We start from the raw sequence: 25,346 nt of genomic DNA, 5'->3' as shown, positions 1-25,346 counted from the left end.
AGGAAGAACGCTATGAACTCTATCTATTGGGTGCTTATCATCGGTCTGCTGATGAACATACCATCACTGACTCCGATGCTGTTTCTCCGTAAGACGCAAAAGAACGTGAAGGTATGGATGGCGGTCAGACTTTTTCTGCTCAACGCCTTCTTGGTGCTGTCCTTGGTGACGGTATCGCAGAACATTACACAAAAATATGGACTGTTTCCTATATGGCTGGTATGTGTTGCTATCGCTCTTTTTATGGTCACTCTACTACCAACAGTGAAATTTGTGCGTAAACATTTAACTGTTGGTAAAAGCAGAACCGTTATCCTTTCATCGTTCCTGATTGTCTATGCGGTCAGGTTTAATGGCGTGTTTTCAGATGTGAATGGAAGTGGATATACGATTAACGGCTATAATACAGTATGGACATTCTTTTTCCTGTTTGCCTGCCTGTTGGCTTACATCGGTTGTTCTATGAATGGGAAACACTATGGGACATATATCCGCACAGCCACTTCACAGCCTAATGGTTATAAGGCCTATGCTCCCCAATCAGAGATTGATGCCGATATTGCTGTGAAAGGATCAAGTGTGTTATTTGATCCAAATCTGGATGTTGTGGAACAACAGCGTTATCGTGATGCAATTGAAAAGCGAAATAATGATAGCTGGTAAGTTTTTTTAATCTGTAACCTTTAATTCATATAGCCCTGTTTGATACAGGGCTTATTGTATTGAACAACATATCAAATACATTCAGGGTTGATTGTTCTTAAATTGTCTTTAAATATTTTTGACATTTATTGTTTATATGGTATTAAATATAAAACAATAAAGGAGATAATAATGAGAAATAAAAAAGATGATGTTTTATGTGAGATAGTTAAAGCTTCAGTGATCATTGAAGAAAAAACAGGTATTAACAGAGATGAGTTTGATAAATATCCTTCAGAAGATCTAATAAAGATACTTGTTGGGATGCTGATGCCATCACAAATATCTTTTCTCAAAGAGAATCTTAAAGGATATGAATATCCATCTGATGATAAAAATATTAAATGGTTCTGTGATGCTTGGTCATTTTATTTTTATGACAGGGCGGAATAAGATGAATCTTTATCTGAATAATAGATTCTTGTATAGATAAAAAATTAATACTTACCAATAGCAAGGCATAAATGATAATGTTATGTTTAAGCGGAGAGTTTGATTTTAATATTTCCAGTAAATATAGAAAACGTCTTATCACACGATCGTGGTTTTATATTAAATATATATCTCACAGCTTAAATCTCAGTATTAATAAATATGGCAATTAAAGATTATGGGGGCAGGGTATAAATTATTAAAATCGAGGTTCATTTATAATGAAATGAGTATGGTATTTAGAAAAGCACTGCTTGAGTGCTTTTCTAATATTCAATATTCATGATTTTGGTGGAAGTAATATACTTTCAATTATTTCAAAGAATAGCTCTTTTGACATGCGCTTTGAGTTTTCCTGCCAAGCACTAGGGTTTTGAGTATCATATTGAACAAAAGTCCAATATGGTTCGGCTTCATTTTTATTGGCAGACAAACCGAAATAGTATTGAATGAATGAATTTGCGTTAGTAAAATCTAATTTTATGATACCTAGAAAAGTTCCACGTTCTACTCCTTGCGGAATAAACTGTACTTTTTTACCATCATATTCAATGCTTATGCCTGTTGTTTGAAATAAATGACCATAATCGTAATAACTAATGTTAAGTGATGAGATATTTAAATCTGCACTACTGGCCCATTCAATAACTTGTTGTATGAAATCATTTTGGTGTTTTTGATAAAAACTAATTTTTTCAGCAATGATTTGTTTTTTACGCTCTGCATCAATTTGATTTTTCCTAACAAGTTCATCTTTTTCTTGTTGAGCAGCTAGTAATTTTTTTTTGAAAGCATCCTCAGGAGTTGACATGATAACCTCGACTAATTGATGAAAGTAAGATACATTATCGTTTCTTTAATATTCTCAATCAATGTATGAAATATCTTATCACAATGCAATTGAAAATCAAAATAATATACCATTTTAGTTGATAGAATTCAAGGTTTTGAGTACTTAGGAATATAGTCATGATGTTATTTAGTATATGATATGGTCAATCTTTAGGGGAAAGATATATTTTTGGGAATTATATTATCATTTATAATCTATTTTTATAGGGAGCATTTGGTTTCAATTTAGGTGCTAACGATTTCTTATCAGCCACGAGCGAAGGCATGTAGTCGAGCTCTCTATCAGTTTGTGCTGTATTAGCTAGACGGCTTGGAAAACGCTTAATCTCATCAGGTGTTGGCTTGTAACCAGAGAACTCTTTATCATCACCGTTGAATCTGGCTCGTTGTTCATGGTCAGCGCGTGATACATAGACACCCAGCACTTCATCAAAGACGTAATTTTCTGCTACATGCCTGTCATGTTCAATCTCGGTAGGATCAGGTTTCTTCTTAGCCCATATAAATTTCTCTTTGAAGAAACCGATCAAAAGCGTTGTAAAGCGTTTAAAGATATTATCCTGACGCGGATTAGCCTGTTTCCTTTTAACACTTTCAGCGGTACTTTTGGATGCCATATTTTTGGTTTTAGATGGAGATGTTTTCCAAAGAGTGTTTATGTCAGCATCAGCAACATTTGGTTCTGATATATTATTAATGACAACTTTACTCACTTTTTCTTTATCGCGGTAAGATTTAACTCCACGCACATGAGTATGAGGAATAGGCGCTACCAATACAGGACTTTGTGCTTCATGAGAAGAAGAGCCGGAGCGCGTTTCTGGTAATACAATCTCTTCTGGTTCAGCAAGATGTGTAATCGTAAAGCTTCTGACATCAACGACGATTTCAAGATCAAGTTCCCTGAATGTTTTGTAGACTTCAACTGCCTCTTGCTTGGCAGCATCACGAACAGCCTGTTCTGCGGCTCTTTGCTCCTGAGCTGCTTTATTACGCCATTTAGCACTGTGGATACGTTTCATTGGAGGACGGTTTGTTTCAGCGGCCTTAGCAAGCCATAGCGCTTGTTCTTCATTGTCCAGAGTAGCCGCCGCTTTTTCTAATGCCTCTTCGTGCTGGGCCTGAAGGGAACGATGATCAATACGTTCTGACGAACCAGCAGCAGCAAGGTAGCTGTTCGCCATAGATGCCCATGATTCGCGCCACAACACAGACATTTTTCTGTCATTCCAGCTTCTTTCTTTTTTACCAAACCCTTCCGGGCCAATGGTTTTTAACGTCAACATAACGTGAGCATGTGGGTTGTCGCTATCGAGATCATGGAAAGCGATATCAGCAATCATGCCTTTATCAACGAAATTTTTCTGACAATACTCAAGGACAAGTTTTTTCTTGTCGTCATTGTTTAACTCGGCAGGAATAGCAACATCGAAATAACGAGCTGTTTGACCATTTTGCTGACGCTCGACCCGTTCAACTTCATTCCACAATGCTGTAGAATCTTTAACAATATGTTCTGGAGCATTAACAGGTGCTAATATGAAATGCCCATACAAATCAGTACGGCGACTATAATCATAGGTATCACCTGTTCTTTCATCTGTGATTCTGCAACGAGCATGATAGGCAGCTTTCGCAACGGAAGATTTGCCCTCACTTCGTTTCACAATTTTAAAATCAAGATGAAAAATAGCCATACAATAAAAAGAACCTCAATATAAATTTAAATATCAAACCAAAATATAAATCTCCAATGCGACTATGCTGGTTTTAGTTTTTCGCAAGAAAAACTCTGGTGTTGACGTTGACCTTGTTTCCGAAGGAAACGGTGTTAGCCTGCGGCAGGCAACCGTCGGTAGACCCCACACGCTCACGAAGTGAGTGTATAGGTGGGCATTGCTTTATTTTTATATCTCCTAAAGGAGCTAAAAAATAACGACAATGTTTTAAGTTTTTCTATATTATTAATAATAACGCTAGTTTCAATGCCTGTGAAATTAACAGGGCTAGAATCGGATAAACGGTTGAGGTAGAATAATAATATTGAATATTGGGGTTTTAGATAGCGCCCGTAAGGGCAAAAGTAGTTAAATTAGTCTCCCGCCGTAAGGCGGGAAAGTAGGATTTAGATAAAACAGTGAAAATAACAGATACTCTTATGTGTTGCACAATTCACAGGTTAAGACCAGAAATCAGTGTCTAAAAACAACAGGTAAAATTGTTTTCATTGTTTTGATAAAATAAGTAACGCGGAGAGTATCAGGTATTTTAAGTTAGTAATTGCACACGTTTGTGTTGCAAAATTTCATTTTGAGCTTACTGATATCTCATTTTTCAAACCAAAACACCATTTTTTCGGGATGAATCCTATCATTAACAGGGATGAACCCTGTTCTAGCAATGTGATTGTTTTGAACAATCACGAAGTACTGCGCCTCTTTCAACGCCACGGACCATTTCAAGCAGTTCAGCTTTACAAATGATGTTGATTTTCTATGTAAACTGGTATTTATTAATGTTATTAGAGTAGAAAGGATGCCAACATGATTCTATCTGAGAAAACGCTTGAAAAACTGAGGGTTTTGATCAATGAGGATACGGAGTATCGTTCCGGTCCAAAGCTTGTTCAGTTCTTTAATGATCTTGGTTTTCAAGATATATATGGACAGGGATTTCCGTCAAGGTGGATGTATACCGATGAAAAGTTGAACGTGATAAATGGTAGTCCGCAGTTAGATCGTTGTATCAAGAAATTGTTTGCTCCAATTAATTTTGTTGGCGATATACCTCGATTAGACTCCTTGATCACTGAATTTAATAAATATATGGCATTTGATAAATGGACGGTTAAACGGGTAAATGCTGAGATTGTTTTTGAGAAAAAGGATAAGATCGTTGTAGATACTGAGAATCAACGGAAGGATTCTGAAGATGATTTTTTGAGACGAGAGTTCAATAATGTTGAATTTACTTCTGATTTGATTGATCCATTTGTGGCGGATGTATTGAAGGGAAGAATCAAAGAAATTGAGAATTGTTATCCGGCAGGCGCGTATCTGTCAGTGATATTTCTTGCTGGAAGCACATTGGAAGGTTTTTTGCTGGGTGTTGCTTCGAAATATCCAAAATCGTTCAATACAACAAAATCATCGCCTAAAGATAATAGTGGAAAAATAAAACAATTTCATGAATGGTCATTGTCTTCCTTTATTGAAACAGTCAGAGAGTTAGGATTGATTGAGTATGATACATATCGATTCAGTCATACTCTCAGAGATTTTAGAAACTATATACATCCATACCAACAGCTATCGCATAAATTTAATCCGAGAGAACATACAGCCAAAATTTGTTTACAGGTACTAAAAGCAAGCATTACGGAGGTAAATGACCATATTTGGAAATTAAAATAGGTGCCATTATGGGCGAAAGTATTTTTATTGGGGTTTTATCATAATGACAAATCAATAACAGGTGGATCTGATGAACCTGATTTATTGAATAGACTAAATAGCTGCGTAGTTGAATTCGAAATGGAGAGCATTTAACCTTCTGCCTATGGTTTGACCTTTTCCTTTTTTAATTGTATTTGATGTTTTTAACAACTAAAAGGAAAAGTATTATGAATACGGATGATAACAGCAGAAAACCACGAACAGAAAAAACAATTAACCAAAAAATAGCTTCAGCACAGATGCGTTTGAATAGACTTAAAAGTAAAGAAAAATCCTTATCAAAGAGTGCTGAGACACGTCTGAAGATTATTTTAGGGGCAGAAGTAGCTAAAGCTGTTGGCTGTAAAGTAGAAGAGGTGGATAAAGAGTTAATATTAGGACTGATATTGCAATTATCGAATATTAGCATTGAAGATAAAGCAAAATTAAAATTACGAGGGAAAAGGTTTCTTGAGGATATGGTTGGGAGGCAGAAGTGAAGTGTCTATAGCCGTGAGAAACTTCTATATAATTTGATGCTTTATCTTGACATATATAACCTTGTGATTTATTTAAATGGTAGGTGTTTTATCCTATGCTGATGTTCCGAGCGCCCCAATAAGCTGTGAGCCGAGCGATCCAGAGTGAATAGGATAGAAATAAAAATGCTATTATCTATCTCTGGCTCTTTTATAGGAAACAGCGACGGGGAAAGGAGGTCAGCTAATAGCAGCCTTTTAAAATACTCTCTGGTTGTCATATACCTTGTCCTGATATTCAGAAATATAACATACGGTATAACAAAGATAAGGCGTCAGGAACTTGGTTTGATCCTCCGGACTGTTTGTTGTGGAGAATTAAATTTATGCAGGGTGAGCGTTTGTGATAATATTTAATTTAAATAGATAAATATATTTGACAATCAATATTTAATATTATATTTAATAAGTGTTCCTTGAGAACATTCACTTCAATGAAGTGTCTGATTGCCCCATATATGGGGAGTGGTTTACAGCCCAATGAGCTGATTTAGTTGCCCCAAGTATGGGGATATGTATTCTCTCCAATGGAGAGTTCCCTTAGCGGGAAATAAGAAAGGGCCGAAAGGCCCTTTGTTATATATCCGTCAGATGTTGCAAGATTGAAAACTTACATAAAATCAATTCTTTCTACGTTGGCGAACAATTTTAGCTTTGGCAATAATTGCTGTGAAGCTTACAGCCATTTGTATAGATTGAGTTGAATCTATGCAAGAATTTAACAATCGACCTAAAGTCAAATCATCAAAATTAGAATTAATAACATCATCAGTTGCTTGGTCGAGAGGGTCCTTCTCGTTACTTGTATCAATTCTATTATCTCTGATATGTGTGTCACAATTGTTTAAAGGTAATGTATATTGTGATTTAGAGTTTTTTACTTCAGACGAAATAGTTGGCTTTTGTGACCTTTTTTCAAAATCACTAAACTGATTTGTTATTTCTTTAGGAAGTTGCTCAGGATTTAACTCTAATTTAATTATATTTCTTCGTTTGACCAGAATAGTCTGACCAAAAGGTAATGAAAACCATTGCCATACAGCATTATTGGCATGAAATTCTTCATTGTTAACTGGTATTAACTCACCAAGACCCATCATTGCTATATTATTTTTATGCAAACCTACGACATCAATTTGGTTAACAGGGGGAGTCCAGTTGCCAATGTCAGGATAATTAAATGCCTGATATTGAGCATTACCATTTCCCATATTCATTAAGCGCAATGCTTCGGTGATTATATAGTCTTTATCTTGTATAGCCCAATCAGGGTGGGTATCGCATATTGCCCCCAGCATTGCACCACACATTGTTGCTATGGTATCTGTATCACTATCTAGCTCATTTGCTGAACAAATTAATGCTTCTTTGATACCTATATCTTTATACATATAGGCCAATGCTGAAGCAGCAAGTGCAGTTTTAATACCAGAGCCACGGAATTTACTTGTCAGGCAACCTAACCTATCTAGAATTTCATGGTAGCACTCATTACTTGAAGTTACGACCAACTTTGATATCTTATCAATGTCATTCAGTAGTTCAATTTTTATCTTTTCAATAGAGTTAGATAATGAGGTTTTATTATTTTCCTCCCATGCTGATAACCAGAATGTATTAAGCTGAGAGTCATTGGTAATAATATATGGAATGTCAGATAATTTTTCTACATAGGAAAGCCAATCTTTTGGTGACGGTATTTTTTTATTCGCAATTGTATCATAAAGAGCTAATGCATGAAAAAATGCACCGCAAAACCCATGGGGGTGACCATGAGTAACTAAAGAATCTCTTAGTGTATTTAATAAATAGTTATCTTGATAATCTTTATTGAACGAACTCCAAACATGAGGCTGAATGCGCATTGCTGCACCATTTCCTCCGCTTGTAAAATAATTTTGTTTCCCGTTTTCAAAAAAGTTAGAAAACCAAGAGACTGTTCTTTTCGATAAGTTTTGGGCCGCAGTTTTAGTTCCTAGACCACCACCTAAAGCATAACTGGGCCATATAGTAAGTTCTATTTTCGCGAAACTTTCCACATCGAAAAAACCACCTTCACGTATTGAACGTGAAACTGCAAGTCTCAACTGAGTATCATCAGAATATGCACCAGCAGGTAATTTAGCTTTGACGCCGCCTTTGCCGCCTATAACTCGTTCCCAAGGTTGAGTCTGGATTGCTCTGGCCGAACCAATCCGACGTTTAACGCCATTCTCCCCATGGGATAGTTCTGTTATCCAACCTAGAGCGTCGCCAGCAGCAGCCCATAATGATGAATTAATAATGCTTTTTTCGAGAGTTGAAATCTCTTTAACTATTTGATTTTTCATTGTTTTCAATTTGGCATCCCCGCAAATTTTTCTGGAGAAATCACGATCTCAATTCCATCAAACTCAAATTCATCTAGCCATCCTCCAACTATATCATGTGTTTCGTCATCAATCACATAGATGCGTTTTAGCCAATTGGTAGAAAGTTCTTGAGGGTAAAGGACTTCAGCTTGTTCGCAAGTTGGCAAGCATAGTGGCCGATTCCGACGAAAAGCTTTCCATCCCGTTTTTCTCTCTATGATTGGTTCAAAAAGAGAATCGAACCCAGTACTCCCTGACTGCCGTATGCATGGGGCATAGGAGTTATTTGTAGTGGCGAAATAAACATTTTCATGAGTAATAATGATTGGGTCAAAAGATAATATTGACCACCATATGTTTTGATCTTTATGCCATCTCTTGGATACATCAAAATACCTTCTATTGATCTCAGAAATTGATAAGTTTACATAGTCTATCCAGTTTTCTTTTTTATCAAAATATTCTGAAATTTCAGGGCGAATGGCTGCATTTGGATATAGTATATGCTGTAATAACTTATCATCTGTAAGCCGATATCTTGATAGGAGCTTTTTGCTAACTAAGGTTCCTAATAATCCTCTATTAGTTGTGAAATGTAATATTTCTGATATTCCTCTTCCCTTGTAATTAATCATTATAGGTTTACCTCTTTGTATGTCCCTTCCTCAAGGAATTGCAAGAGGTCAGACTCTTCTCCTTTTTTATAGCCTAAAAAAACACCTTTCCGGGACCTAGCTATTGCCATAGCTAATAATTTTCTTAAAACCAAAAATTGGTCATCAATGTTTTCTTCAGAGTAAGTAGTCGTCTGATCACTAAGCCCTAAAATGAATACGTAATCAAATTCTAATCCTTTAACTGAGTGAAATGTTGATAAGGCTATACTAGCATCCATATCGCACCAATCTGAGTCTCGTGTTATATCTCTAAAACTTAAGTTGTTAGAATGAAGTTTAGTCCTTAAAAATGAAAAAAAGCCGCCTCCTAGCGGATGTAAGAATGCAATAGTTTCGACATTTAAATCAATATTTCTTTTTATAAAATCTATCGCGTAGCTAATTTGATTTCTATATATACCACAAATGACTTCTGGTAAAATACCATCAGTAATGGCTTCATGTAAGTTTGGAATTGAGCCATCGTCTTCAACATTTATTCCTCGTAAAAAGGATGCTGCGAATTTTGCTATTTGTTTGGTATTTCTATAATTAATTTTTAGTCTGTGTGTTCTTTCTGGGCGGACGTCAAAACCAGCCTCAGACCATGTAAATCCTCTTGCATATATACGTTGGATTGTATCTGTAACAAAAGTAATCGTGTGGTAATCTGCGAGATGGTGCTTGATTGCACGAAGCTGATTTGCAGAAAAATCCTGTGTTTCATCAACAATGATAATTTCATAACCTAATGATGGGATATTTCTACCCATCATCACTGCAAGGTCATTCCAATCAATACTCCTATAATTCGATAGTGTTTTTTTATAGGGATTAACTATCTCATTTAAAATTCGCTGCCTTAATTCTCTATCGACTCTTGGCGTATTTCCTCGGCCTGTTCTTTCTGTATGTATATAATCATTAATGCTTTCAGGTGGATATCTACCTAGTAAGTATTCCACCTCTTTTATTACGTATTCTGGGGATAATATATTTGTGTTTCTAGCTAATGTATAAATGGTTTCATCAATTTTATCGAATATATTGGGGCGGCTATGTAACTTGTTGATCGCCCACCGACTAAATGTACTTATTTCAATATTTATTTTTATGCTGGGGTCAAGTTGACTATAAACTAAGTTTTTAATATATCCAGATAAAGTTCGGTTAAACGTTAATACTAAGATATTGATTGGTTCTATATTATTTTCTCGACGATGCTTTGTCTGGATCATGTAGCATAAAGATTTTAATCTCAATAGGGCGGTAGTAGTTTTACCGCTCCCTGCTGAACCATAAATGACTTCTACTCCCGGTCGATTCTGTCCCGCTAATGCACGCTGTTCGGGGGTTGGGGTGACTATTGACAAAAATCTCATAATATTTCCTTATAACTAAAAATGATATCAATGCAATAATAATATTTTGTGTATCGGGTATATGTCCTCACAAAGCTGATGTGCGATCTAATCAAATGCCACCCTTAGCATAAACGAAGTTAAATTCGCTGTGCAAACTCAAACGGTCTGACCATATCATTTCGATTGGCATCGAGATAATCAGCCCACCACTGAAGCATTAAGCGGCGCTGGTCAAGATGCTTGGCCTTGTGGGTATAAGCCGCACGGACGCTATTGCTTTCCTTATGACTCATCTGAAGCTCTACAGCGTCTTCTGACCACAAACCTGACTCAATTAGAGCACTACAGGCCAGCGTGCGGAAGCCATGACCACAAATGTCGTGTTTGGTATCGTAACCCATCTTACGTAGCGCCTTGTTTATGGTGTTTTCACTCATTGGCTTGAAGCTGTCGTAGCTGCCAGTAAAGATAAATCCTTCATCATTGCCATCTTCATAGGTGAGCTGTTTAATTTCTTTCAGCAACACGATTGCCTGACGGCAGAGAGGGATGAAATGCTTACGCTTCATCTTGGTGCCACGACCTGAATATTTCACGCCATCGATGACTTCCCGCTGTTCGGGGATAACCCACAGTTTGCTTTTGAAATCGATCTCTGACCATCTGGCGAAACGCAGCTCGCTGGAACGAACAAACACCAGCAGGTTAAGTTGAATCGTCAGTGTGGTCAGTCTGCGGCCTTTGTAGCCATCAATACGTTCAAGTAGCAATGGGATCTCTTCAAGCTCCAGCGCAGGGCGGTGTTCAGTTTCTGATTTCTGAATAGAACCTTCCAGATCGTAAGCCGGGTTATAGCGGATAAGCTGCTGTTGGACGGCATAGCGTAAAATGGACGTCACGTATTGCTTAACTCGTGTAGCAACTTCGAGATAGCCAAGGGCTTCTACTTTTTTTATGGGGGCTAACAGATCGCCAGTGGCAAGCTCGGTAACGTCTCGGTTGCCAATATCCGGGAAGATATAGGTTTCAAGGCGATTCAATACGGTATGACGATAATCTTCTGACCATTTCTTTTTGGTAGAAAACCAAGCTTTGGCCACAGCCTTGAAAGAGCGTGTGTTGTCGCGTTTGGCTTTCAGCTCTTTAACCTCTGCCTGTTTCTTTGCATTAGGGTCAATACCCTGAGCAAGAAGCCTTTTAGCTTCATCACGGCGCTGTCTTGCATCAGCAAGTGAAACAGCAGGGTAAACACCGATAGAGAAAAGTTTTTGCTTCCCTTCGAAACGATAGGCCATTTGCCAATATTTAGAACCCTTGGGGGTAACGCGAAGGAACATACCAAAGCCATCGGTTAGCTTGTATTCCTTATCAAGGGGCTTGGCGTTTTTTACTTTGGTATCAGTAAGTGGCATAACGGCATCCCTCGCTTGTTGGTAAAAACGCAATCGAACTACCATTACCAACATTTTTACCAGCAAATGGGTATGGCTTCGAGTGGTTTTTAGTGAACGAGGATGAACGTGAAAGAAGGGATAACCAACTGACAAAAATGCAGAAAGCAGACGTCAGTGAACGTCTGCTTCCCTTAAATTGGCTCCTCTGACTGGACTCGAACCAGTGACATACGGATTAACAGTCCGCCGTTCTACCGACTGAACTACAGAGGAATCGTGTGGAGTCGTATCTTAGCGGCGAAAAATCTTTTGTCAAACATCAATTCGCCTGTTCAGGCGCAACTGCCGCTTCCATCGACAATTTGTTGTCATTTCCGACAATTATTCAGGAAAAATACTTTGCAGGATATCCATTTCTCAATCATCATTTGAAATGTTGTTTCAACATCTCTCACTAAGGTCTCTCTTGAACGTCACCTCCGCCGTACGCCAGGCCGTCGAACGGACATCCTGGTTTAAAAAACGTCAGCGTTATCGTGTGCTGTACTGGCGCGAAATCAGCCCTCTCGCTGTCCCCATTCTGCTGGAAAATGCCTGTGTGCTGTTGATGGGGGTGTTGAGCACCTTCCTTGTCAGCTGGCTGGGAAAAGAGGCCATGGCCGGGGTGGGGCTGGCCGATAGCTTTAACATGGTGATCATGTCGTTCTTTGCCGCCATCGATCTTGGCACCACGGTGGTGGTGGCTTTTAGCCTTGGCAAGCGCGATCGGCGGCGGGCGAGAGCGGCCGCGCGTCAGTCGCTGGCCATTATGACGCTGTTTTCCATTTTGCTGGCGGGGGTGATCCATGCCTTTGGTCAGCAGATTATTGATTTTGTCGCCGGTGACGCCACTGCGCAGGTTAAGGCCCTGGCCCTGACCTACCTGGAGCTGACGGCGCTGAGCTATCCAGCGGCGGCGATTGCGCTGATCGGTAGCGGTGCACTGCGCGGCGCCGGAACCACCAAAATCCCGCTGCTGATCAACGGCGGGATGAACATCCTCAACATTTTAATCAGCAGCGTGCTCATCTACGGCATCTTCTCCTGGCCGGGGCTGGGGTTTGTCGGCGCCGGTCTTGGGCTGACCATTGCTCGCTATATTGGCGCGATAGCCACTATCTGGGTGCTGATGGTGGGTCTCAATCCGGCGCTGCGCTTGTCGCTGAAGGGCTACTTCAAACCCTTTAACTTCGCCATTATCTGGGAGGTGATGGGGATCGGCATCCCGGCCAGTATCGAATCGGTCCTGTTCAATGGCGGCAAGCTGCTGACTCAAATGTTTGTCGCCGGGATGGGTACCAACGTTATCGCCGGCAACTTTATCGCTTTTTCAGTGGCCTCGCTGATTAACCTGCCGGGCAACGCCCTCGGCTCCGCCTCGACGATCATCACCGGTAAGCGACTGGGAAAAGGGCAGATTGGTCAGGCTGAATTCCAGGCCTGGCATGTGTTCTGGTTGTCGACGATCATTCTGACGCTGATCGCCTGGGGCAGCGCCCCCTTCGCCGGCTTCATTGCCTCGTTCTATACCCATGAAGACGATGTGAAAGAGGTGGTGAAGCAGCTCCTGTGGCTCAACGCCCTGTTTATGCCAATCTGGTCGCTGTCGTGGACCTTACCCTGCGCGTTTAAGGGGGCCCGCGACGTACGCTATACCATGTGGGTGTCAATGCTGGGCATGTGGGGCTGCCGGGTGGTGGCGGGCTATACGCTGGGTATCGTGCTGGGGATGGGCGTGATAGGCGTGTGGTTGGGGATGGTGCTCGACTGGGCGGTGCGCGGCGTGCTGTTTTACTTCCGCATGGTGAGCGGGCGCTGGCTGTGGAAGTACCCGCGCGTGAAGGCCACGTCGGAGGAAACCTGAGCCGTTTGCGGGGATGAACGCCATTTTTTGCGCAAAGTGAAGAATAATTCGGCAAACGATTCATTTTATTGAAAACAGGCTTTGACAGCGCCGGGCGTCATCGATAATATGCGCCCCGTCCACACGATTCCTCTGTAGTTCAGTCGGTAGAACGGCGGACTGTTAATCCGTATGTCACTGGTTCGAGTCCAGTCAGAGGAGCCAAATTTAAGAAGCCTGCTTTCGAGCAGGCTTTTTGCTTTTCTGCGCGCCACGCTTCCCTGTGGACGCACATCCAAAGTTCTCGCCGGGCCGTTAGTTTCGCTCATCCCGGCACTGACGATCCCCTGCGGGGAACGCCAGCGTGTTTCCTTTCTATCCCTGCGTCACCGGTTAACGGAACGGCGGTTCGTTGAAGGTGCGTAGCTTACGCGAGTGCATGTGATCCCCCTCGGCGCGCAGCAGGTCGATCGCCCGGATGCCTATCTGCAGATGCTCGGAGATAGCGCCCTCGTAGAAACGGTTGGCCTGGCCGGGAAGCTTAATTTCACCGTGCAGCGGTTTGTCCGAGACGCAGAGCAGCGTGCCGTAAGGCACGCGGAAGCGATAGCCCTGGGCGGCGATGGTCGCGCTCTCCATATCGATAGCCACCGCGCGGCTGAGATTAAAGCGCAGCGCCGAAGCAGAATAGCGCAGCTCCCAGTTACGGTCGTCGGTGGTGACCACCGTTCCGGTACGCAGCCGCTGCTTCACCTCCTCGCCGGGCATCCCGCTCACCTGCTTGGTGGCGTCGTACAGCGCACGCTGCACTTCGGCAATGCTGGGGATCGGAATATCTGGCGGCAGTACCGCATCCAGCACATGGTCGTCGCGCAGATAGGCGTGGGCCAGCACATAGTCGCCGATAGCCTGGCTTTCACGCAGGCCGCCGCAGTGGCCAATCATCAGCCAGACATCGGGGCGCAGTACCGCCAGATGGTCACAAATGGTTTTGGCGTTAGCCGGGCCGACGCCAATGTTAATCAGGGTGATCCCTTTGCCGTCGTGGGTGATCAGATGCCAGGCTGGCATCTGGTGCTTCTTCCACGCCAGATCGGAAATGGCCTGTTCCGGCGCTTCCGTTTCCGCGGTGATCCAGATCCCGCCGGCGCAGGAGAGGGCGATATAGGGGCTGTCGGGATCGAGGATCTGGCTGCAGCCCCAGCTGACGAACTCATCCACATAGCGGGTATAGTTGGTGAACAGCACGTAGGGCTGGAAGTGTTCCGCCGGCGTGCCGGTGTAGTGACGCAGACGCGCCAGCGAAAAATCGACGCGGCGGGCGTCAAAGTGCGACAGCGGATAGAACTCGGTAGGGTGGAACAGGCCATCCGCGGTCTCATCGCCAATCTGTGACAGCTCGGTGGTGGGAAAATAGCGCGTCAGACCAGCGCTCATCGAGCGGTCGAGGGTCAGGGTGGAGCCATCTATCACATAAGGATAGGGGATCTCATGCTGCGACAGCTCGACGCTGATATGCGCGCCATAGTCCTGATACAGCAGGGTCAGCTGTTCCAGCAAATAGTGGCGGAACAGTTTCGGATTCGTAATGGTGGTGGTATAGCAACCGGCATGGGTGAAACGTCCCCAGGCGCGCGTTTTGAGGGCTTTATGATCGGCGCCGTCCCAGGAGACCGACAGCTGCGGGTAGACAAAAAGGCCTTCCGCACGGGCTTCGGTATCAGGGAGCGTATTATGGTCGATATAGTCGCCGATGGCCTTGCGTAACGCCGTGACCGAGGCTTCATAGCGCGCTTCCAGCTCGGCAAGCGCTTGTTCCGGGGTCAGACTGGCGGCCTTGTGATTCATTATTCGCTCCTTGTTTCAGGTCTGCTGACATTCCCGATAGTATGTCACAGCGTGAAAAGGACGAAGGGGAATTTATATATTGGATGCGAAGATACTGAGACTATAACTGGCTAAGGGCCGGACGTGCTCTTTATCCGCCGAGTTTGGCCCAGCGCTCACTGCTATAATGAGTGGCTTTGAGGATCTTCAACGTCTGCGCCGGGTTATTATTCAGACAATAACGAGCATTGGCCAGCGGAGTGAGTTTATCGCCTTCCTGCAGGTGGAGGCGACAAGCTTCAATTTCCGCAATCATCTCCAGCGCACCGCTCTGCAGCACGACGCAGCAGGAGCTGGTCATTGAATTTTTTCGTACTTTTTTTACCCACCACTCCATCTATATCTTCCTGTCCTGATTGCGTCCCTGCCGATAATTCATGTTTCCTCAAGGTCTGACAATAAGATTATCCCCTTGGTTTATACAGTGTTTAAAAATACGCGACCGAACGTTGATCTCATCGGTAGGCTTTTTTTCACCGAACATGAATGATCTGCCGGGTTTAATTTGCCGGAACCGATGACTATGCTGAGAAGCAGACAGTGAAAATAGCCTGTCAGGAATAGGGCAGATGAGTTCGGCTACGCGAAAAATATAAGAGGGAGCGTCATGAAGCATGTTTTACGCCACTGGCGAACGTCGGGCGCCGTGATTGGCTCACTGCTAAAAAAAGGGATCATTGCGGTACTGGTGCTGCTGGTGGTCTTTCTCGCCGGGCGGATCTATGAGTCCCAGCGAGGCCCGGCCCTGCATCGCTGGCATACCTGGAGCGCCAACGAGATGTCGGCCGAAGAGATCGACCAGGCGACCTTTGCCCAGTATCTGGCGCGGGAGAAGACGATTTTCGCCGATCTCCAGCGCGAGGTGACAGAGGCTTTGCCGGAGGAAGATAAAACCCCGGTCAACCGCTTTTATCGTCACAGCCGGGTCTGGCCGGGGCAGTTTAAGCAGGACTGGAATCGTTCTTTTGTGCTGTTGCCGCAGGGCAAGCCGCGCGGCAGCGTGGTGCTGCTCCATGGCCTGACTGATTCGCCCTACAGCGTGCGCTATCTGGCGCAACTCTGGCAGCAGCGGGGTTATGTGGCGGTGGTGCCGCGTTTGCCGGGACACGGCACCGCGCCGGGGGCGTTAACGGCGGTGGACTGGGAGACCTGGCTGGCGGCGACGCGTCTGGCAGTGCGCGAAGCGACGCGCCTGGCCGGGGCGGACGTGCCGCTGCATCTGGTCGGTTACTCTAACGGCGGCGCGCTGGCGCTCAAGTATGCTCTTGATAGCCTGGAAGACAATCACTTGCGCCAGCCGCAGCAGATTATCCTGCTGTCGCCGATGATCGGTGTGACCGCGTTTGCCCGTTTCGCTGGCCTCGCCGGGCTGCCGTCCATCTTCCCGGCGTTCGCCCGCGCGGCCTGGCTGAACGTGGCGCCTGAGTTTAATCCCTTCAAGTACAACTCCTTTCCGGTCAAGGCGGCAAGACAGTCCTGGTTATTGAGCCAGGCGCTGCAGCAGCAGATTATCCGCGCGTCCCGTCAGGGCGAGCTGAAAGCGCTGCCGCCGGTCCTGACCTTTCAGTCGGTGATGGATTCCACGGTCAGCACCCGCGCGGTGGTGGAGTCCCTGTATCGCTACCTGCCGGATAACGGCAGCGAGCTGGTGGTGTTCGATATTAACCAGGCGGCGGATCTCCGGGTCCTGTTCCGTCCCGCGCTCTATGCGGCAGTCAATACGCTGCTGCCCCCGGCGCCGCGGGCCTATACCACCACGGTGGTGACCAACGCGACGGCGCACACGCTGCAGACCATCGCCCGTACCACGCTGGCGCAGGAGCGGGATGAGCATCGTTATCCGTTGCATCTCGCCTGGCCGGCGGATATGTACTCTCTGTCGCATGTGGCGGTGCCGTTTCCCCTGAGCGACTCGCTGTATGGTCGCGAGCCGGACGAGAAGAACCGCTACGGCATCAGCCTGGGCACTATTTCACTGCGAGGGGAAACCGGAACGCTGAGCGTGGGGCTGGAGACGTTAATGCGCGTCACCTCCAATCCTTTCTTTCCGTGGATGCTGGCGCGCGTCGATGAGCACATCACCTGCGGCGAACAGGCGGCGGTGGCGGCCTGCCTGAAAGCGCAGGCCAGAGCAGAGGCGTTAAAACAGGAGCAGGTGCAGAACGGTACGCAGCAGGATGCCGACGATCGCCGCGGGAACGACAAAGCGAAACAGGCGGACAAACCGTGAGCTGATGCCGAGAAAAATACCGATACCGGGGAGGTCAAAGGTCTGGATCAGCAGGCCGGCCGAGGCGTTGACCTGGCTGACGGTGACTTTGCCCTGCTGGATCAGCTCAGAAATGACGCCAAAGTAGGCGGTGCCCCCGGCGACGCACTTCACCAGCGCCGGTAGAACAAAGTTCTGCGGGATATGCAGCCAGCCAAGTACCGGCTTCAGCGCCTGCTGTAGCAGGTCAATAGCCCCGGCGCCCTGCAGCAGTCCGACAATGGTTAACGACAGGATCAGCATCGGGACTGCGCCGAGCGCCAGGCGGATGGCGTCGGAGCCGGCGCTGTTGATCACCGCCAGTATGCCCTGGCTGTTTTGCTCGGCGTTAGGTAACGCTTCCGCGCGGGGATTCTCGGCGACCGATAAGCGCCGTCCGGTGACGTGCCAGGCGACGGCGGCCGCGCACAGCCCGCCGATCACCGAGATAATGATCGAGGCCAGCCAGTGCAGACCAAAAGGGGTGAGGGGATAAAAGACGTTGCCTTGCCCCATGGCGAACACCATGGCCAGCGTGGCGGTCATTTGCCGGTCCGAGACGCCGCGTTTGTCCATAATCGACAGCGTCGCAAGCGGGGCGGCGAAGCTGACAAAGTTAATCTGGATCAGGGCGAAGGCGCTCATCCCGGTTAAGCCGAAGGGCTTCAGCAGCGGGGCAACCCAGCGAACAATCACATCGAGGATGCCGCGGACCTCCAGATATTTCATGATGATCAGCATGATCACCATAATCGGCAACAGCGTATACAGTGCAACGTCAACGGATGATTTACCCGCCGCCATAATGATGCTTATGACATCCATTTACTTTTTACCACTCGCAAAGGCATCGGTTCGCGTCATCATAATCCCGTGGGGAAGGAAATGATATGCCTTGATCCTCTCGAAGTCCGGCGCCCCACGGGCGCCGGGAGAAGAGGATTACTGGCCGATATTGACCAGCGTCCGGCCGTGAATCGTGTTGCTGAGGAAATCTGCGGCATACGCTGGCGCCTGCTCCAGCGTGATTTCGGTGGCCGCCTGCTGGTAGTAGCTTTCCGGCAGGAGCTGGGCCAGACGCTGCCAGACGGCGTCGCGTTCAGCGGTCGGCACCATCACCGAGTCCACCCCCTGCAGGCGCACGTTGCGCAGAATAAACGGCATCACGGTGGTCGGTAGATCGAAGCCCCCGGCCAGACCGCAGGCGGCGACGCAGCCGCGGTATTGCGTCTGCGCCAGCACTTTGGCCAGCATCGTGCCGCCTACGGTATCCACCGCGCCCGCCCACAGCTGTTTCTCCAGCGGACGGGTCTCCGCGAAGTCGCTGCGCGGCAGGATCGCATCGGCGCCTAGCTGGCGAAGATAATCGTGCGTCGATTCCCGGCCCGATACCGCCGTCACCCGGTAGCCCAGCGCTTTCAGCAACACCACGGCGGTGCTGCCGACCCCGCCGCTGGCGCCGGTAACCAGGATTTCCCCGCTTTCCGGAGTGACGCCCGCATTGACGAGGGCATCAACGCACAGCATCGCGGTAAAGCCGGCGGTGCCGATGATCATCGCCTGGCGCGCGCTGAGCGCCGCCGGCAGGGCAACCAGCCAGTCACCTTTGACGCAGGCTTCGGTGGCCAGGCCACCCCAGTGGTTTTCGCCCACGCCCCAGCCGGTGAGGATCACGGCCTGGCCGGGAACAAAGCGCGGATCGCGGCTTTCGCTCACCCGGCCCGAAAAATCGATACCAGGCACCATCGGGAACTGACGGATGATTTTGCCTTTGCCGGTGATCGCCAGGGCATCTTTATAGTTGAGACTCGACCAGTCGATAGCGACCCGAACGTCGCCTTCGGCAAGGGCGGGCAGGTCGATCGCTTTGATGGCGGCGACGGTGCGGTTGTCGATCTGGTCCAGAACTAATGCTTTCATGACAGAGTATTCCTCGTCGGAAGGGGGTTATCGGCGCTAACGCCGTCCTGTGCAGGTGTTTTTGTTGTCATACTGTGCGCAAAAAATTCCCAGTACTGGTGAAGCGGTGCGGCGGACTGGCACAGCCTGGCGCGCATCACCGCGCCTTCCCAGCCGATCCAGAAGACCTGGGCCAGCGCGTCCGGTGAGGCGTCGCGGGCGATCGCTCCGGCAGCCTGCGCCTCGTGCAGGCAGCGGGCCACGCGCGACTCCCATGCCGTCAGGATCGCTTTTAATCGCCCGGGAAAGGTGCCGGGTAACAGCGGGGCTTCCTGCAGGAGGTTGCCCACCAGGCAACCGCGGCGAAACTGGTATTTCTCCATACCCTGACCGGCATGACGCACAAAAGCCGCCATCCGTTCCAGCGGCGGCACGGCGTCGTCCAGCAGGAATTTATCTAATTTATGCGCAAAAAAGTCGCCATAGGCGCTAAGCACGGCCAGGCCAAAGGCCTCCTTGCTTTTAAAGCAGTGATAAAACGATCCCTTGGGCACATCGATATTCCTGATAACGGCCTCGATACCCGCCGCGAGATAGCCCGTTTCGGTCAGCACTTCAAGGCCTGAGCGAATCAGCGCCTGGCGCGTATCGTCAAACTGGCGATCGACCTTGGGTGGACGACCGCGGCGGGGCTTCAGGACGGCGGAGGTATCGGGATTCATCATTTAGACCGTGTGGTTTAATTGTTGGTCAGGGTACGCCCAAACCCGGGATGGGGCAAGCGCAGCGTGGCGGAGGAGAGGGATGTCGAAAACCAGGGTCAGGAAGGCGGCCAGGCATGAGCATGTTCTGGTACTGTACGGCGATAAACGTTGTTTTCGGCAGAGAAATATTACTCTGCGAATTCTATTAGGTTGCCTGGTAATATCCGTATTCGAAATACGATAAGAAGAACTAATAATATAAAAATATATTGATCCGTGATGACCATCAGGTGGGATAGACGAGCGCCAGAGATACCTGCATTGCGCTGTCGCAGACGCGGATTGTCAATTATTTGCAGACGATGGCGGATTGACAAAGGCGGTACGATAAAACACATTGTCACCCCTGGTTCGGCATGAGGCGCACCGTAGTTTAAATAACATCGCCATCATACAGAGATTGCTGACCTCTATTATCGGCGTCTGAAGCAATAAACCGGCGATGAAACAACACCTGCAAGGAAAGGAATAAAAGCGTGATGTACAGAATGAGTATTGCCGTCAGAGGAGGGGGCGAATGTCGCTAATTACTATTGTGTTGGTCTTTATGATGGCCATCGTCGTGACCGTGTTCGTGTCTCATCTTCTGCCCGTTAAGGTGCCGCTGCCGCTGATCCAGATCGCCGCAGGCGCTGCGCTGGCCGCCGGCGGATTTCAGGTCGATTTCGATCCGCATATCTTTTTGCTGCTGTTTATTCCGCCGCTGCTTTTCCTCGATGGCTGGCGGATCCCCAAAGACGCCTTTTTCAGGGATATGAAGCCGATTCTGTCGCTGGCGATAGGCCTGGTGATGGTGACGATCCTCGGCATTGGTCTGTTTATACACTGGCTGATCCCGGCTATCACCGTGGCCGCGGGGTTCGCCCTCGCGGCTATTCTGTCACCCACCGATCCGGTGGCGGTATCGGCAATGACCGCCAGCTCACCGCTTCCCTCAAGGATGGCGCATATTCTCGAAGGGGAGTCGCTGTTAAACGATGCTTCAGGCCTTGTCGCCTTTAACTTCGCCATCGCCGCGGTGCTGACCGGCAGCTTCTCTCCGGGAGACGCAGTGGTGAAGTTTTTCCTGATGGCGTTTGGGGGGATCCTCAGTGGCCTCGTGGTGGTGTGGGTCACCGGCAAATGCAACAACTTTCTCGTGCGGCGCACCCGCGAGGAGCCGGCAATTCAGATCCTGATAAGCCTGCTTATCCCCTTCGCTGCCTATTTGCTGGCCGAGGCGTTCCATGTCTCAGGCATTCTTGCTGCGGTGGCCGCCGGCATTGCGATGCACTATGAGCAGCTGTCGGGTCCCCGACTGCCGGCGACGCGTATGAAAAGCAGCGCGGTGTGGACCATGCTGCAGACCACCCTCAACGGCATGATTTTTCTCATGCTGGGCGAGCAGCTGCCGCGCATGCTGAATACGCTTCCTGCGGTGGCCAGTCAGGCCGGCGTCTCGTCTCCCTGGTATCTGCTGCTGTACGCGGTGGCCATCACCCTGGCGCTTGGCCTGATGCGCTTTGCCTGGGTATGGCTGTCGATGACCCTGACGATTTTCCGCCGCAAGCGCCGGGGCAAGGCTATCACTATTCGTCCGCGATTCAGCATCATGGCCGTCATGGCGCTGGCGGGGGTAAAAGGTTCCGTCACCCTTGCCGGTATCCTGACACTACCGGTATTGCTGGCGGATGGCTCGCCGTTTCCGGGGCGGGAACTGCTGATCTTTCTCTCAATGGCGGTGATCCTGATGTCGCTCATCGTGGCGGCCGTCGGCCTGCCGTACATGACCCAGTATCTGGCCGATGATTTACCCCATGACACCGGGAAAGACAATATCGGTGCGGTGATGACCGAAGTGGCGATTAACCGCCTGAATGCGCTGCTGGACGAGTCGGTGGACGATCCGAATGAGCAGGCTTTGCGGGTCGATGCGGGCAATATGCTGCTGGAAACGTACCAGCGGCGGCTGCACTATAACGACAGTGACGAGGAGCAGGACGTCGGGCAGGAGCTGGCGAAGCGCGCCAGGCTGGAGAAGTATATGCAAAGGGAGGTCATTATCGCTCAGCGCCAGGAGCTGTTCCGGCTGCGGCGCGCCCATAACATCAGTGATACGACCTTTTATGAAGTGCTGCGGGAGATAGACCTCAAGGAAGAAAGCTTGCGCTAACAAACATGGCCGGAAGGCCGGGGCGTAAGCGCTGAAAGGGGCTGGTTCGCCTTCCGGAAGAGGTGTTCTGCCGCTGTATAAAACAAAGCCTGCTGGAAAAGCAGGCTTTTTTTATGTTGGCGGCCTGGACTGGCGAACAGTGGCAGATGGGGCGAGTTGCTCTGAAAGCAAACCTCTGGCTCTACTTATTGCAAGGAACCTGCTTTTCCCCATCTCACTGGGGTTTGACGCCTGCAATGCTTGACCAGGCGGGACGCAATGTCGCGACTGAGTGAGGTGAGGGGGGAAGAATACCTTGATTTTTAACTATTTATTCTTTTCAGCTATTTAAAGTCAATAAGGTTATTTGTTTTTAATGTGGGTAATGCATAAAAGTGAGGTAACGCCAAAAAGAATTTTATCGATGTGCTTTTATGAAGGATATTATTATGCCGGAAGCGGGTGAATTGTATCTCTTGCCGAAAAGAGAAAATAACTGGCATTTAAATAATGTCGTCAATGAATTGCGTCGCGTTCGCCAGGCGTGGCGCGATGAGCACGCGAAGAATAATTATCGTAATAAACGGAGTTTACCTTCCCGGGAAAGCGTTAATTCCGTCGCGGATACATTGATAAAAGTGCTTTATCCGATGCGCTTAGGCGACGTGGACTTACGCAAAGAGGGGGAAGATTATTACGTCGGCCATTTGCTGGGCACAGCGCTGGACAGGCTCACCGAAGAAGCACTTCTGGAACTCTATTATCAGTCGGATGAGCAGGCGGAAAATGAGGTCCTGTTGCAGGAGGCGGTCAGACGCGTTCAGCAGTTTGCCAACCGTTTACCGGTGATTCGTCAGCGTCTTGACGGTGATATCCTCGCCGCTTATCAGGGTGACCCCTCCGCGCGCAGCATGGATGATGTGCTGCTCTGCTACCCGGGAATTCATGCGGTGATGCACTATCGGCTGGCCCATGAGCTGCATCAGCTCGACCTTCCGCTGCTGGCGCGCATCATCACGGAAAAGGCGCATAGCCAGACCGGAATCGATATTCATCCCGGTGCGCAGATTGATGACGGATTCTTTATCGATCACGGAACCGGCGTGGTCATTGGTGAAACCGCCATCGTCGGTAAACGAGTACGTATTTATCAAGCCGTCACCCTGGGGGCCAAACGTTTCCTCGTCGGTGAGGACGGACAATTGCAAAAAAATTATCCTCGCCACCCTATTATTGAAGATGACGTTGTGATTTATGCCGGCGCGACAATCCTCGGGAGAATTACCATTGGGGCGCGCTCCAGCATCGGAGGAAATATCTGGCTAACCCGTGATGTGCCACCGGACAGTAATGTTCAACAGGCGCGAATACAGCAGAGACATTTCAGCGACGGCGACGGCATTTAATCATTACAAGAATAAATAAACCTATCGTTCCCGTACCATTAAAATAGCAGCGTGATCATTATTATGAATTTACTTGAAACGATTGGCGAGACGCCTTTAATAGCCTTGCCCTCTTTTTCTGCAGAATTATCGGGTGTCACGCTGCTGGCAAAAGCTGAATTTATGAATCCCAGCGGCTCGGTGAAAGACCGCGCGGCAAAAGCGATGGTACTGGACGGAATTGCGCGGGGGTTATTGACGCCGGATAAAACTATTATTGATGCGACCAGCGGTAATACCGGAATTGCTTACGCGATGATCGGCGCCGCGCTGGGGTATCACGTTCGGCTGTATCTCCCGCAGAATACCAGCCCGGAGCGTAAAAAAATAATTCGTCAGTATGGCGCCACGATTGTGGAGACTGATCCGCTTGAAGGTTCCGATGGCGCTTATCTTGAAGTCCAGGCCCAGGTCGCCGCACACCCGGAGCGCTATTTTTATCCCGACCAGTATAACAACCCCGTTAATCCGCAAACGCATTTCGCGACCACCGGGAAAGAGATCTGGGAGCAAAGCGGAAAGCAAGTCACCCATTTTGTCGCCGGGATGGGCACGTCAGGCAGTTTTGTCGGCACCGCCCGGCGGCTGAAGTTTGAGGATCCGCGGGTGAAAACCCTCGCCGTTCAGCCCGCTTCGCCATTCCATGGCATTGAAGGGACTAAGCATATGGGCAGCAGTATTAAACCCGGCATTCTCGACGAAACCCTGTTTGATGATGTGATTTCCGTCACCACCGAGGAGGCCTATGCGAGTGCGCGACGCCTCGCCCGGCGGGACGGCATTTTTGTCGGTATTTCATCTGGCGCCAATGTTGCCGCCGCCGCACGGCTGGCCCGCACGCTGCCGGCTGGTTCGGTGGTGGTCACGCTGCTGTGCGATGTGGGCTCCCGCTATTTGACCGACCCTTTCTGGAATGAAACCCATGATTGAATTGACTCGTGAAATCGCCAGACAGATTGGCGCTGAAGGGGAAAAGACCTATCCCAATGAATGCTGTGGTGCGCTTTTTGGTCATTTATCTGCGCAGGGCGATGGCCGCGTGACGGCGATTTTCCCCATCGTCAACGCGCGGGAATCGGAAGAGCAGTACCACCGCTTTGTTATCACCGCCGACGACGCCTTGCGGGCGGAGCGTGCTGCGCTGGCGGAAGGTGTGGATGTCATCGGCTATTACCATTCGCACCCCGATCATCCGGCCATTCCATCGGAATTTGACCGTGAACATGCCCTGCCGTTTTACGCCTACATCATCGTGGCGGTCGCGCAGCGGCAGGCGGGGGCGCTGACCAGCTGGCGGCTCACGCAGGACCGCCTGCGCTTTTTGCAGGAGGAAGTGCACATCGTTTCATGACGTGAATAACAGGCA

Annotated in this window: 21 protein-coding genes, 2 tRNA genes and 1 pseudogene; 12 read left to right on the top strand and 12 right to left on the bottom strand. The window is 48.0% G+C overall.

Going from position 1 to position 25,346, the window contains the following annotated elements:
* Positions 1-12: 12 nt before the first annotated feature.
* Both HMPREF3142_RS18540 and HMPREF3142_RS18535 read left to right on the top strand, forming a co-directional pair.
* Positions 13-663: a hypothetical protein gene (locus tag HMPREF3142_RS18540; protein ID WP_001084938.1), complete on the top strand. Its 651-nt coding sequence runs from the start codon at positions 13-15 to the stop codon at positions 661-663.
* 171 nt (positions 664-834) lie between these two features.
* Entirely contained in the window at positions 835-1,095 is a 261-nt protein-coding gene (locus HMPREF3142_RS18535) for a hypothetical protein (protein ID WP_001244671.1), read from the top strand.
* 319 nt (positions 1,096-1,414) lie between these two features.
* Here the strand turns inward: HMPREF3142_RS18535 and HMPREF3142_RS29095 are convergent, their stop codons facing one another.
* Positions 1,415-1,945: a hypothetical protein gene (locus HMPREF3142_RS29095; RefSeq protein ID WP_000106676.1), complete on the bottom strand. Its 531-nt coding sequence runs from the start codon at positions 1,943-1,945 to the stop codon at positions 1,415-1,417.
* A 229-nt stretch (positions 1,946-2,174) separates the two neighbouring features.
* Positions 2,175-3,683: a MobQ family relaxase gene (mobQ, locus tag HMPREF3142_RS18530; RefSeq protein ID WP_070612290.1), complete on the bottom strand. Its 1,509-nt coding sequence runs from the start codon at positions 3,681-3,683 to the stop codon at positions 2,175-2,177.
* Between the two features lie 846 nt (positions 3,684-4,529).
* Here mobQ and HMPREF3142_RS18525 point away from each other — a divergent pair.
* Both HMPREF3142_RS18525 and HMPREF3142_RS18520 read left to right on the top strand, forming a co-directional pair.
* Complete coding sequence (locus tag HMPREF3142_RS18525; protein ID WP_070612289.1) at positions 4,530-5,399, top strand: hypothetical protein; 870 nt, start codon at positions 4,530-4,532, stop codon at positions 5,397-5,399.
* 209 nt (positions 5,400-5,608) lie between these two features.
* A complete protein-coding gene (locus HMPREF3142_RS18520; RefSeq protein ID WP_048264286.1) occupies positions 5,609-5,920 on the top strand; it encodes a conjugal transfer protein TraD in 312 nt (103 codons plus the stop codon).
* Between the two features lie 659 nt (positions 5,921-6,579).
* Here the strand turns inward: HMPREF3142_RS18520 and HMPREF3142_RS28235 are convergent.
* The 5 genes from HMPREF3142_RS28235 to HMPREF3142_RS18505 all read right to left on the bottom strand — a co-directional run bounded on the left by HMPREF3142_RS28235 (position 6,580) and on the right by HMPREF3142_RS18505 (position 11,997).
* Entirely contained in the window at positions 6,580-8,289 is a 1,710-nt protein-coding gene (locus tag HMPREF3142_RS28235) for an ADP-ribosylglycohydrolase family protein (RefSeq protein ID WP_077270049.1), read from the bottom strand.
* Positions 8,290-8,294: 5 nt separating this feature from the next.
* Positions 8,295-8,945 carry a DarT ssDNA thymidine ADP-ribosyltransferase family protein gene (locus HMPREF3142_RS28230; protein ID WP_077270048.1) on the bottom strand — a complete coding sequence of 217 codons (651 nt, stop codon included), beginning with the start codon at positions 8,943-8,945 and terminating at the stop codon, positions 8,295-8,297.
* The gene (locus HMPREF3142_RS18515) at positions 8,945-10,348 is read right to left on the bottom strand and encodes a UvrD-helicase domain-containing protein (protein WP_070612288.1); all 1,404 of its coding nucleotides are present in this window, start codon (positions 10,346-10,348) and stop codon (positions 8,945-8,947) included. Before HMPREF3142_RS18515 ends, HMPREF3142_RS28230 begins: the two co-directional genes overlap by 1 nt.
* Positions 10,349-10,467: 119 nt before the next feature.
* Positions 10,468-11,742, bottom strand: coding sequence for a tyrosine-type recombinase/integrase (locus HMPREF3142_RS18510; protein WP_070612287.1), 1,275 nt, complete (start codon positions 11,740-11,742; stop codon positions 10,468-10,470).
* A gap of 179 nt (positions 11,743-11,921) precedes the next feature.
* Positions 11,922-11,997: transfer RNA gene (locus HMPREF3142_RS18505), tRNA-Asn, on the bottom strand.
* A gap of 5 nt (positions 11,998-12,002) precedes the next feature.
* Between HMPREF3142_RS18505 and HMPREF3142_RS30235 the strand changes: the two genes are divergently transcribed.
* From HMPREF3142_RS30235 to HMPREF3142_RS18495, 3 genes are all read left to right on the top strand, one after another.
* A complete protein-coding gene (locus HMPREF3142_RS30235; protein WP_220095895.1) occupies positions 12,003-12,182 on the top strand; it encodes a DUF5951 family protein in 180 nt (59 codons plus the stop codon).
* An 8-nt stretch (positions 12,183-12,190) separates the two neighbouring features.
* The gene (locus HMPREF3142_RS18500; protein ID WP_042948427.1) at positions 12,191-13,627 is read left to right on the top strand and encodes an EmmdR/YeeO family multidrug/toxin efflux MATE transporter; all 1,437 of its coding nucleotides are present in this window, start codon (positions 12,191-12,193) and stop codon (positions 13,625-13,627) included.
* Between the two features lie 128 nt (positions 13,628-13,755).
* Positions 13,756-13,831, top strand: a tRNA-Asn gene (locus tag HMPREF3142_RS18495).
* Positions 13,832-13,999: 168 nt separating this feature from the next.
* Here HMPREF3142_RS18495 and HMPREF3142_RS18490 read toward each other — a convergent pair.
* Positions 14,000-15,454 (bottom strand): AMP nucleosidase, encoded by a 1,455-nt coding sequence (locus tag HMPREF3142_RS18490; RefSeq protein ID WP_008804170.1) that lies wholly within the window; start codon positions 15,452-15,454, stop codon positions 14,000-14,002.
* 130 nt (positions 15,455-15,584) lie between these two features.
* Positions 15,585-15,830, bottom strand: a complete 246-nt coding sequence (gene pmrD, locus HMPREF3142_RS18485) for a signal transduction protein PmrD (protein ID WP_008804171.1) — start codon at positions 15,828-15,830, stop codon at positions 15,585-15,587.
* A 270-nt stretch (positions 15,831-16,100) separates the two neighbouring features.
* On the opposite strand from pmrD, the gene HMPREF3142_RS18480 reads away from it, so the two are divergent.
* The gene (locus HMPREF3142_RS18480) at positions 16,101-17,723 is read left to right on the top strand and encodes an alpha/beta hydrolase (RefSeq protein ID WP_070612286.1); all 1,623 of its coding nucleotides are present in this window, start codon (positions 16,101-16,103) and stop codon (positions 17,721-17,723) included.
* Here HMPREF3142_RS18480 and HMPREF3142_RS18475 read toward each other — a convergent pair.
* The 3 genes and pseudogenes from HMPREF3142_RS18475 to HMPREF3142_RS18465 all read right to left on the bottom strand — a co-directional run bounded on the left by HMPREF3142_RS18475 (position 17,634) and on the right by HMPREF3142_RS18465 (position 20,362).
* On the bottom strand, positions 17,634-18,566 hold the full coding sequence (locus tag HMPREF3142_RS18475) for a nucleoside recognition domain-containing protein (RefSeq protein ID WP_070612285.1): 933 nt from the start codon (positions 18,564-18,566) through the stop codon (positions 17,634-17,636). The genes HMPREF3142_RS18480 and HMPREF3142_RS18475 overlap by 90 nt on opposite strands.
* A gap of 117 nt (positions 18,567-18,683) precedes the next feature.
* Positions 18,684-19,604, bottom strand: coding sequence for an MDR family oxidoreductase (locus HMPREF3142_RS18470; protein ID WP_235290188.1), 921 nt, complete (start codon positions 19,602-19,604; stop codon positions 18,684-18,686).
* Positions 19,537-20,362, bottom strand: a pseudogene (locus HMPREF3142_RS18465) (TetR family transcriptional regulator C-terminal domain-containing protein). Before HMPREF3142_RS18465 ends, HMPREF3142_RS18470 begins: the two are co-directional and overlap by 68 nt.
* A 559-nt stretch (positions 20,363-20,921) precedes the next feature.
* Here HMPREF3142_RS18465 and HMPREF3142_RS18460 point away from each other — a divergent pair.
* The 4 genes from HMPREF3142_RS18460 (at position 20,922) to HMPREF3142_RS18445 (ending at position 25,331) form a co-directional block, all read left to right on the top strand.
* Entirely contained in the window at positions 20,922-22,556 is a 1,635-nt protein-coding gene (locus tag HMPREF3142_RS18460; RefSeq protein ID WP_070612283.1) for a Na+/H+ antiporter, read from the top strand.
* A gap of 455 nt (positions 22,557-23,011) precedes the next feature.
* The gene (gene epsC / locus HMPREF3142_RS18455; protein ID WP_008804177.1) at positions 23,012-23,941 is read left to right on the top strand and encodes a serine O-acetyltransferase EpsC; all 930 of its coding nucleotides are present in this window, start codon (positions 23,012-23,014) and stop codon (positions 23,939-23,941) included.
* A 63-nt stretch (positions 23,942-24,004) separates the two neighbouring features.
* Complete coding sequence (locus HMPREF3142_RS18450; protein WP_012967642.1) at positions 24,005-24,910, top strand: PLP-dependent cysteine synthase family protein; 906 nt, start codon at positions 24,005-24,007, stop codon at positions 24,908-24,910.
* Positions 24,903-25,331, top strand: coding sequence for a M67 family metallopeptidase (locus HMPREF3142_RS18445; protein WP_012541140.1), 429 nt, complete (start codon positions 24,903-24,905; stop codon positions 25,329-25,331). The genes HMPREF3142_RS18450 and HMPREF3142_RS18445 overlap by 8 nt, the downstream gene beginning before the upstream one ends.
* Positions 25,332-25,346: the final 15 nt, after the last annotated feature.

Source organism: Klebsiella sp. HMSC16C06, assembly GCF_001808325.1.
Taxonomy (GTDB): Bacteria; Pseudomonadota; Gammaproteobacteria; order Enterobacterales; family Enterobacteriaceae; genus Klebsiella; species Klebsiella variicola.
This window is presented reverse-complemented; position numbering and strand designations above follow the sequence as displayed.

What these genes read in the sequence shown, in the direction of transcription:
- HMPREF3142_RS18540 (WP_001084938.1), top strand. Translation starts at nt 13, where the DNA reads ATGAACTCTATCTATTGGGTGCTTATCATCGGTCTGCTGATGAACATA.
- HMPREF3142_RS18535 (WP_001244671.1), top strand. Translation starts at nt 835, where the DNA reads ATGAGAAATAAAAAAGATGATGTTTTATGTGAGATAGTTAAAGCTTCA.
- HMPREF3142_RS29095 (WP_000106676.1), bottom strand. Translation starts at nt 1,945, where the DNA reads ATGTCAACTCCTGAGGATGCTTTCAAAAAAAAATTACTAGCTGCTCAA.
- mobQ (WP_070612290.1), bottom strand. Translation starts at nt 3,683, where the DNA reads ATGGCTATTTTTCATCTTGATTTTAAAATTGTGAAACGAAGTGAGGGC.
- HMPREF3142_RS18525 (WP_070612289.1), top strand. Translation starts at nt 4,530, where the DNA reads ATGATTCTATCTGAGAAAACGCTTGAAAAACTGAGGGTTTTGATCAAT.
- HMPREF3142_RS18520 (WP_048264286.1), top strand. Translation starts at nt 5,609, where the DNA reads ATGAATACGGATGATAACAGCAGAAAACCACGAACAGAAAAAACAATT.
- HMPREF3142_RS28235 (WP_077270049.1), bottom strand. Translation starts at nt 8,289, where the DNA reads ATGAAAAATCAAATAGTTAAAGAGATTTCAACTCTCGAAAAAAGCATT.
- HMPREF3142_RS28230 (WP_077270048.1), bottom strand. Translation starts at nt 8,945, where the DNA reads ATGATTAATTACAAGGGAAGAGGAATATCAGAAATATTACATTTCACA.
- HMPREF3142_RS18515 (WP_070612288.1), bottom strand. Translation starts at nt 10,348, where the DNA reads ATGAGATTTTTGTCAATAGTCACCCCAACCCCCGAACAGCGTGCATTA.
- HMPREF3142_RS18510 (WP_070612287.1), bottom strand. Translation starts at nt 11,742, where the DNA reads ATGCCACTTACTGATACCAAAGTAAAAAACGCCAAGCCCCTTGATAAG.
- HMPREF3142_RS18490 (WP_008804170.1), bottom strand. Translation starts at nt 15,454, where the DNA reads ATGAATCACAAGGCCGCCAGTCTGACCCCGGAACAAGCGCTTGCCGAG.
- pmrD (WP_008804171.1), bottom strand. Translation starts at nt 15,830, where the DNA reads ATGGAGTGGTGGGTAAAAAAAGTACGAAAAAATTCAATGACCAGCTCC.
- HMPREF3142_RS18480 (WP_070612286.1), top strand. Translation starts at nt 16,101, where the DNA reads ATGAAGCATGTTTTACGCCACTGGCGAACGTCGGGCGCCGTGATTGGC.
- HMPREF3142_RS18475 (WP_070612285.1), bottom strand. Translation starts at nt 18,566, where the DNA reads ATGGATGTCATAAGCATCATTATGGCGGCGGGTAAATCATCCGTTGAC.
- HMPREF3142_RS18460 (WP_070612283.1), top strand. Translation starts at nt 20,922, where the DNA reads ATGTCGCTAATTACTATTGTGTTGGTCTTTATGATGGCCATCGTCGTG.
- HMPREF3142_RS18450 (WP_012967642.1), top strand. Translation starts at nt 24,005, where the DNA reads ATGAATTTACTTGAAACGATTGGCGAGACGCCTTTAATAGCCTTGCCC.
- HMPREF3142_RS18445 (WP_012541140.1), top strand. Translation starts at nt 24,903, where the DNA reads ATGATTGAATTGACTCGTGAAATCGCCAGACAGATTGGCGCTGAAGGG.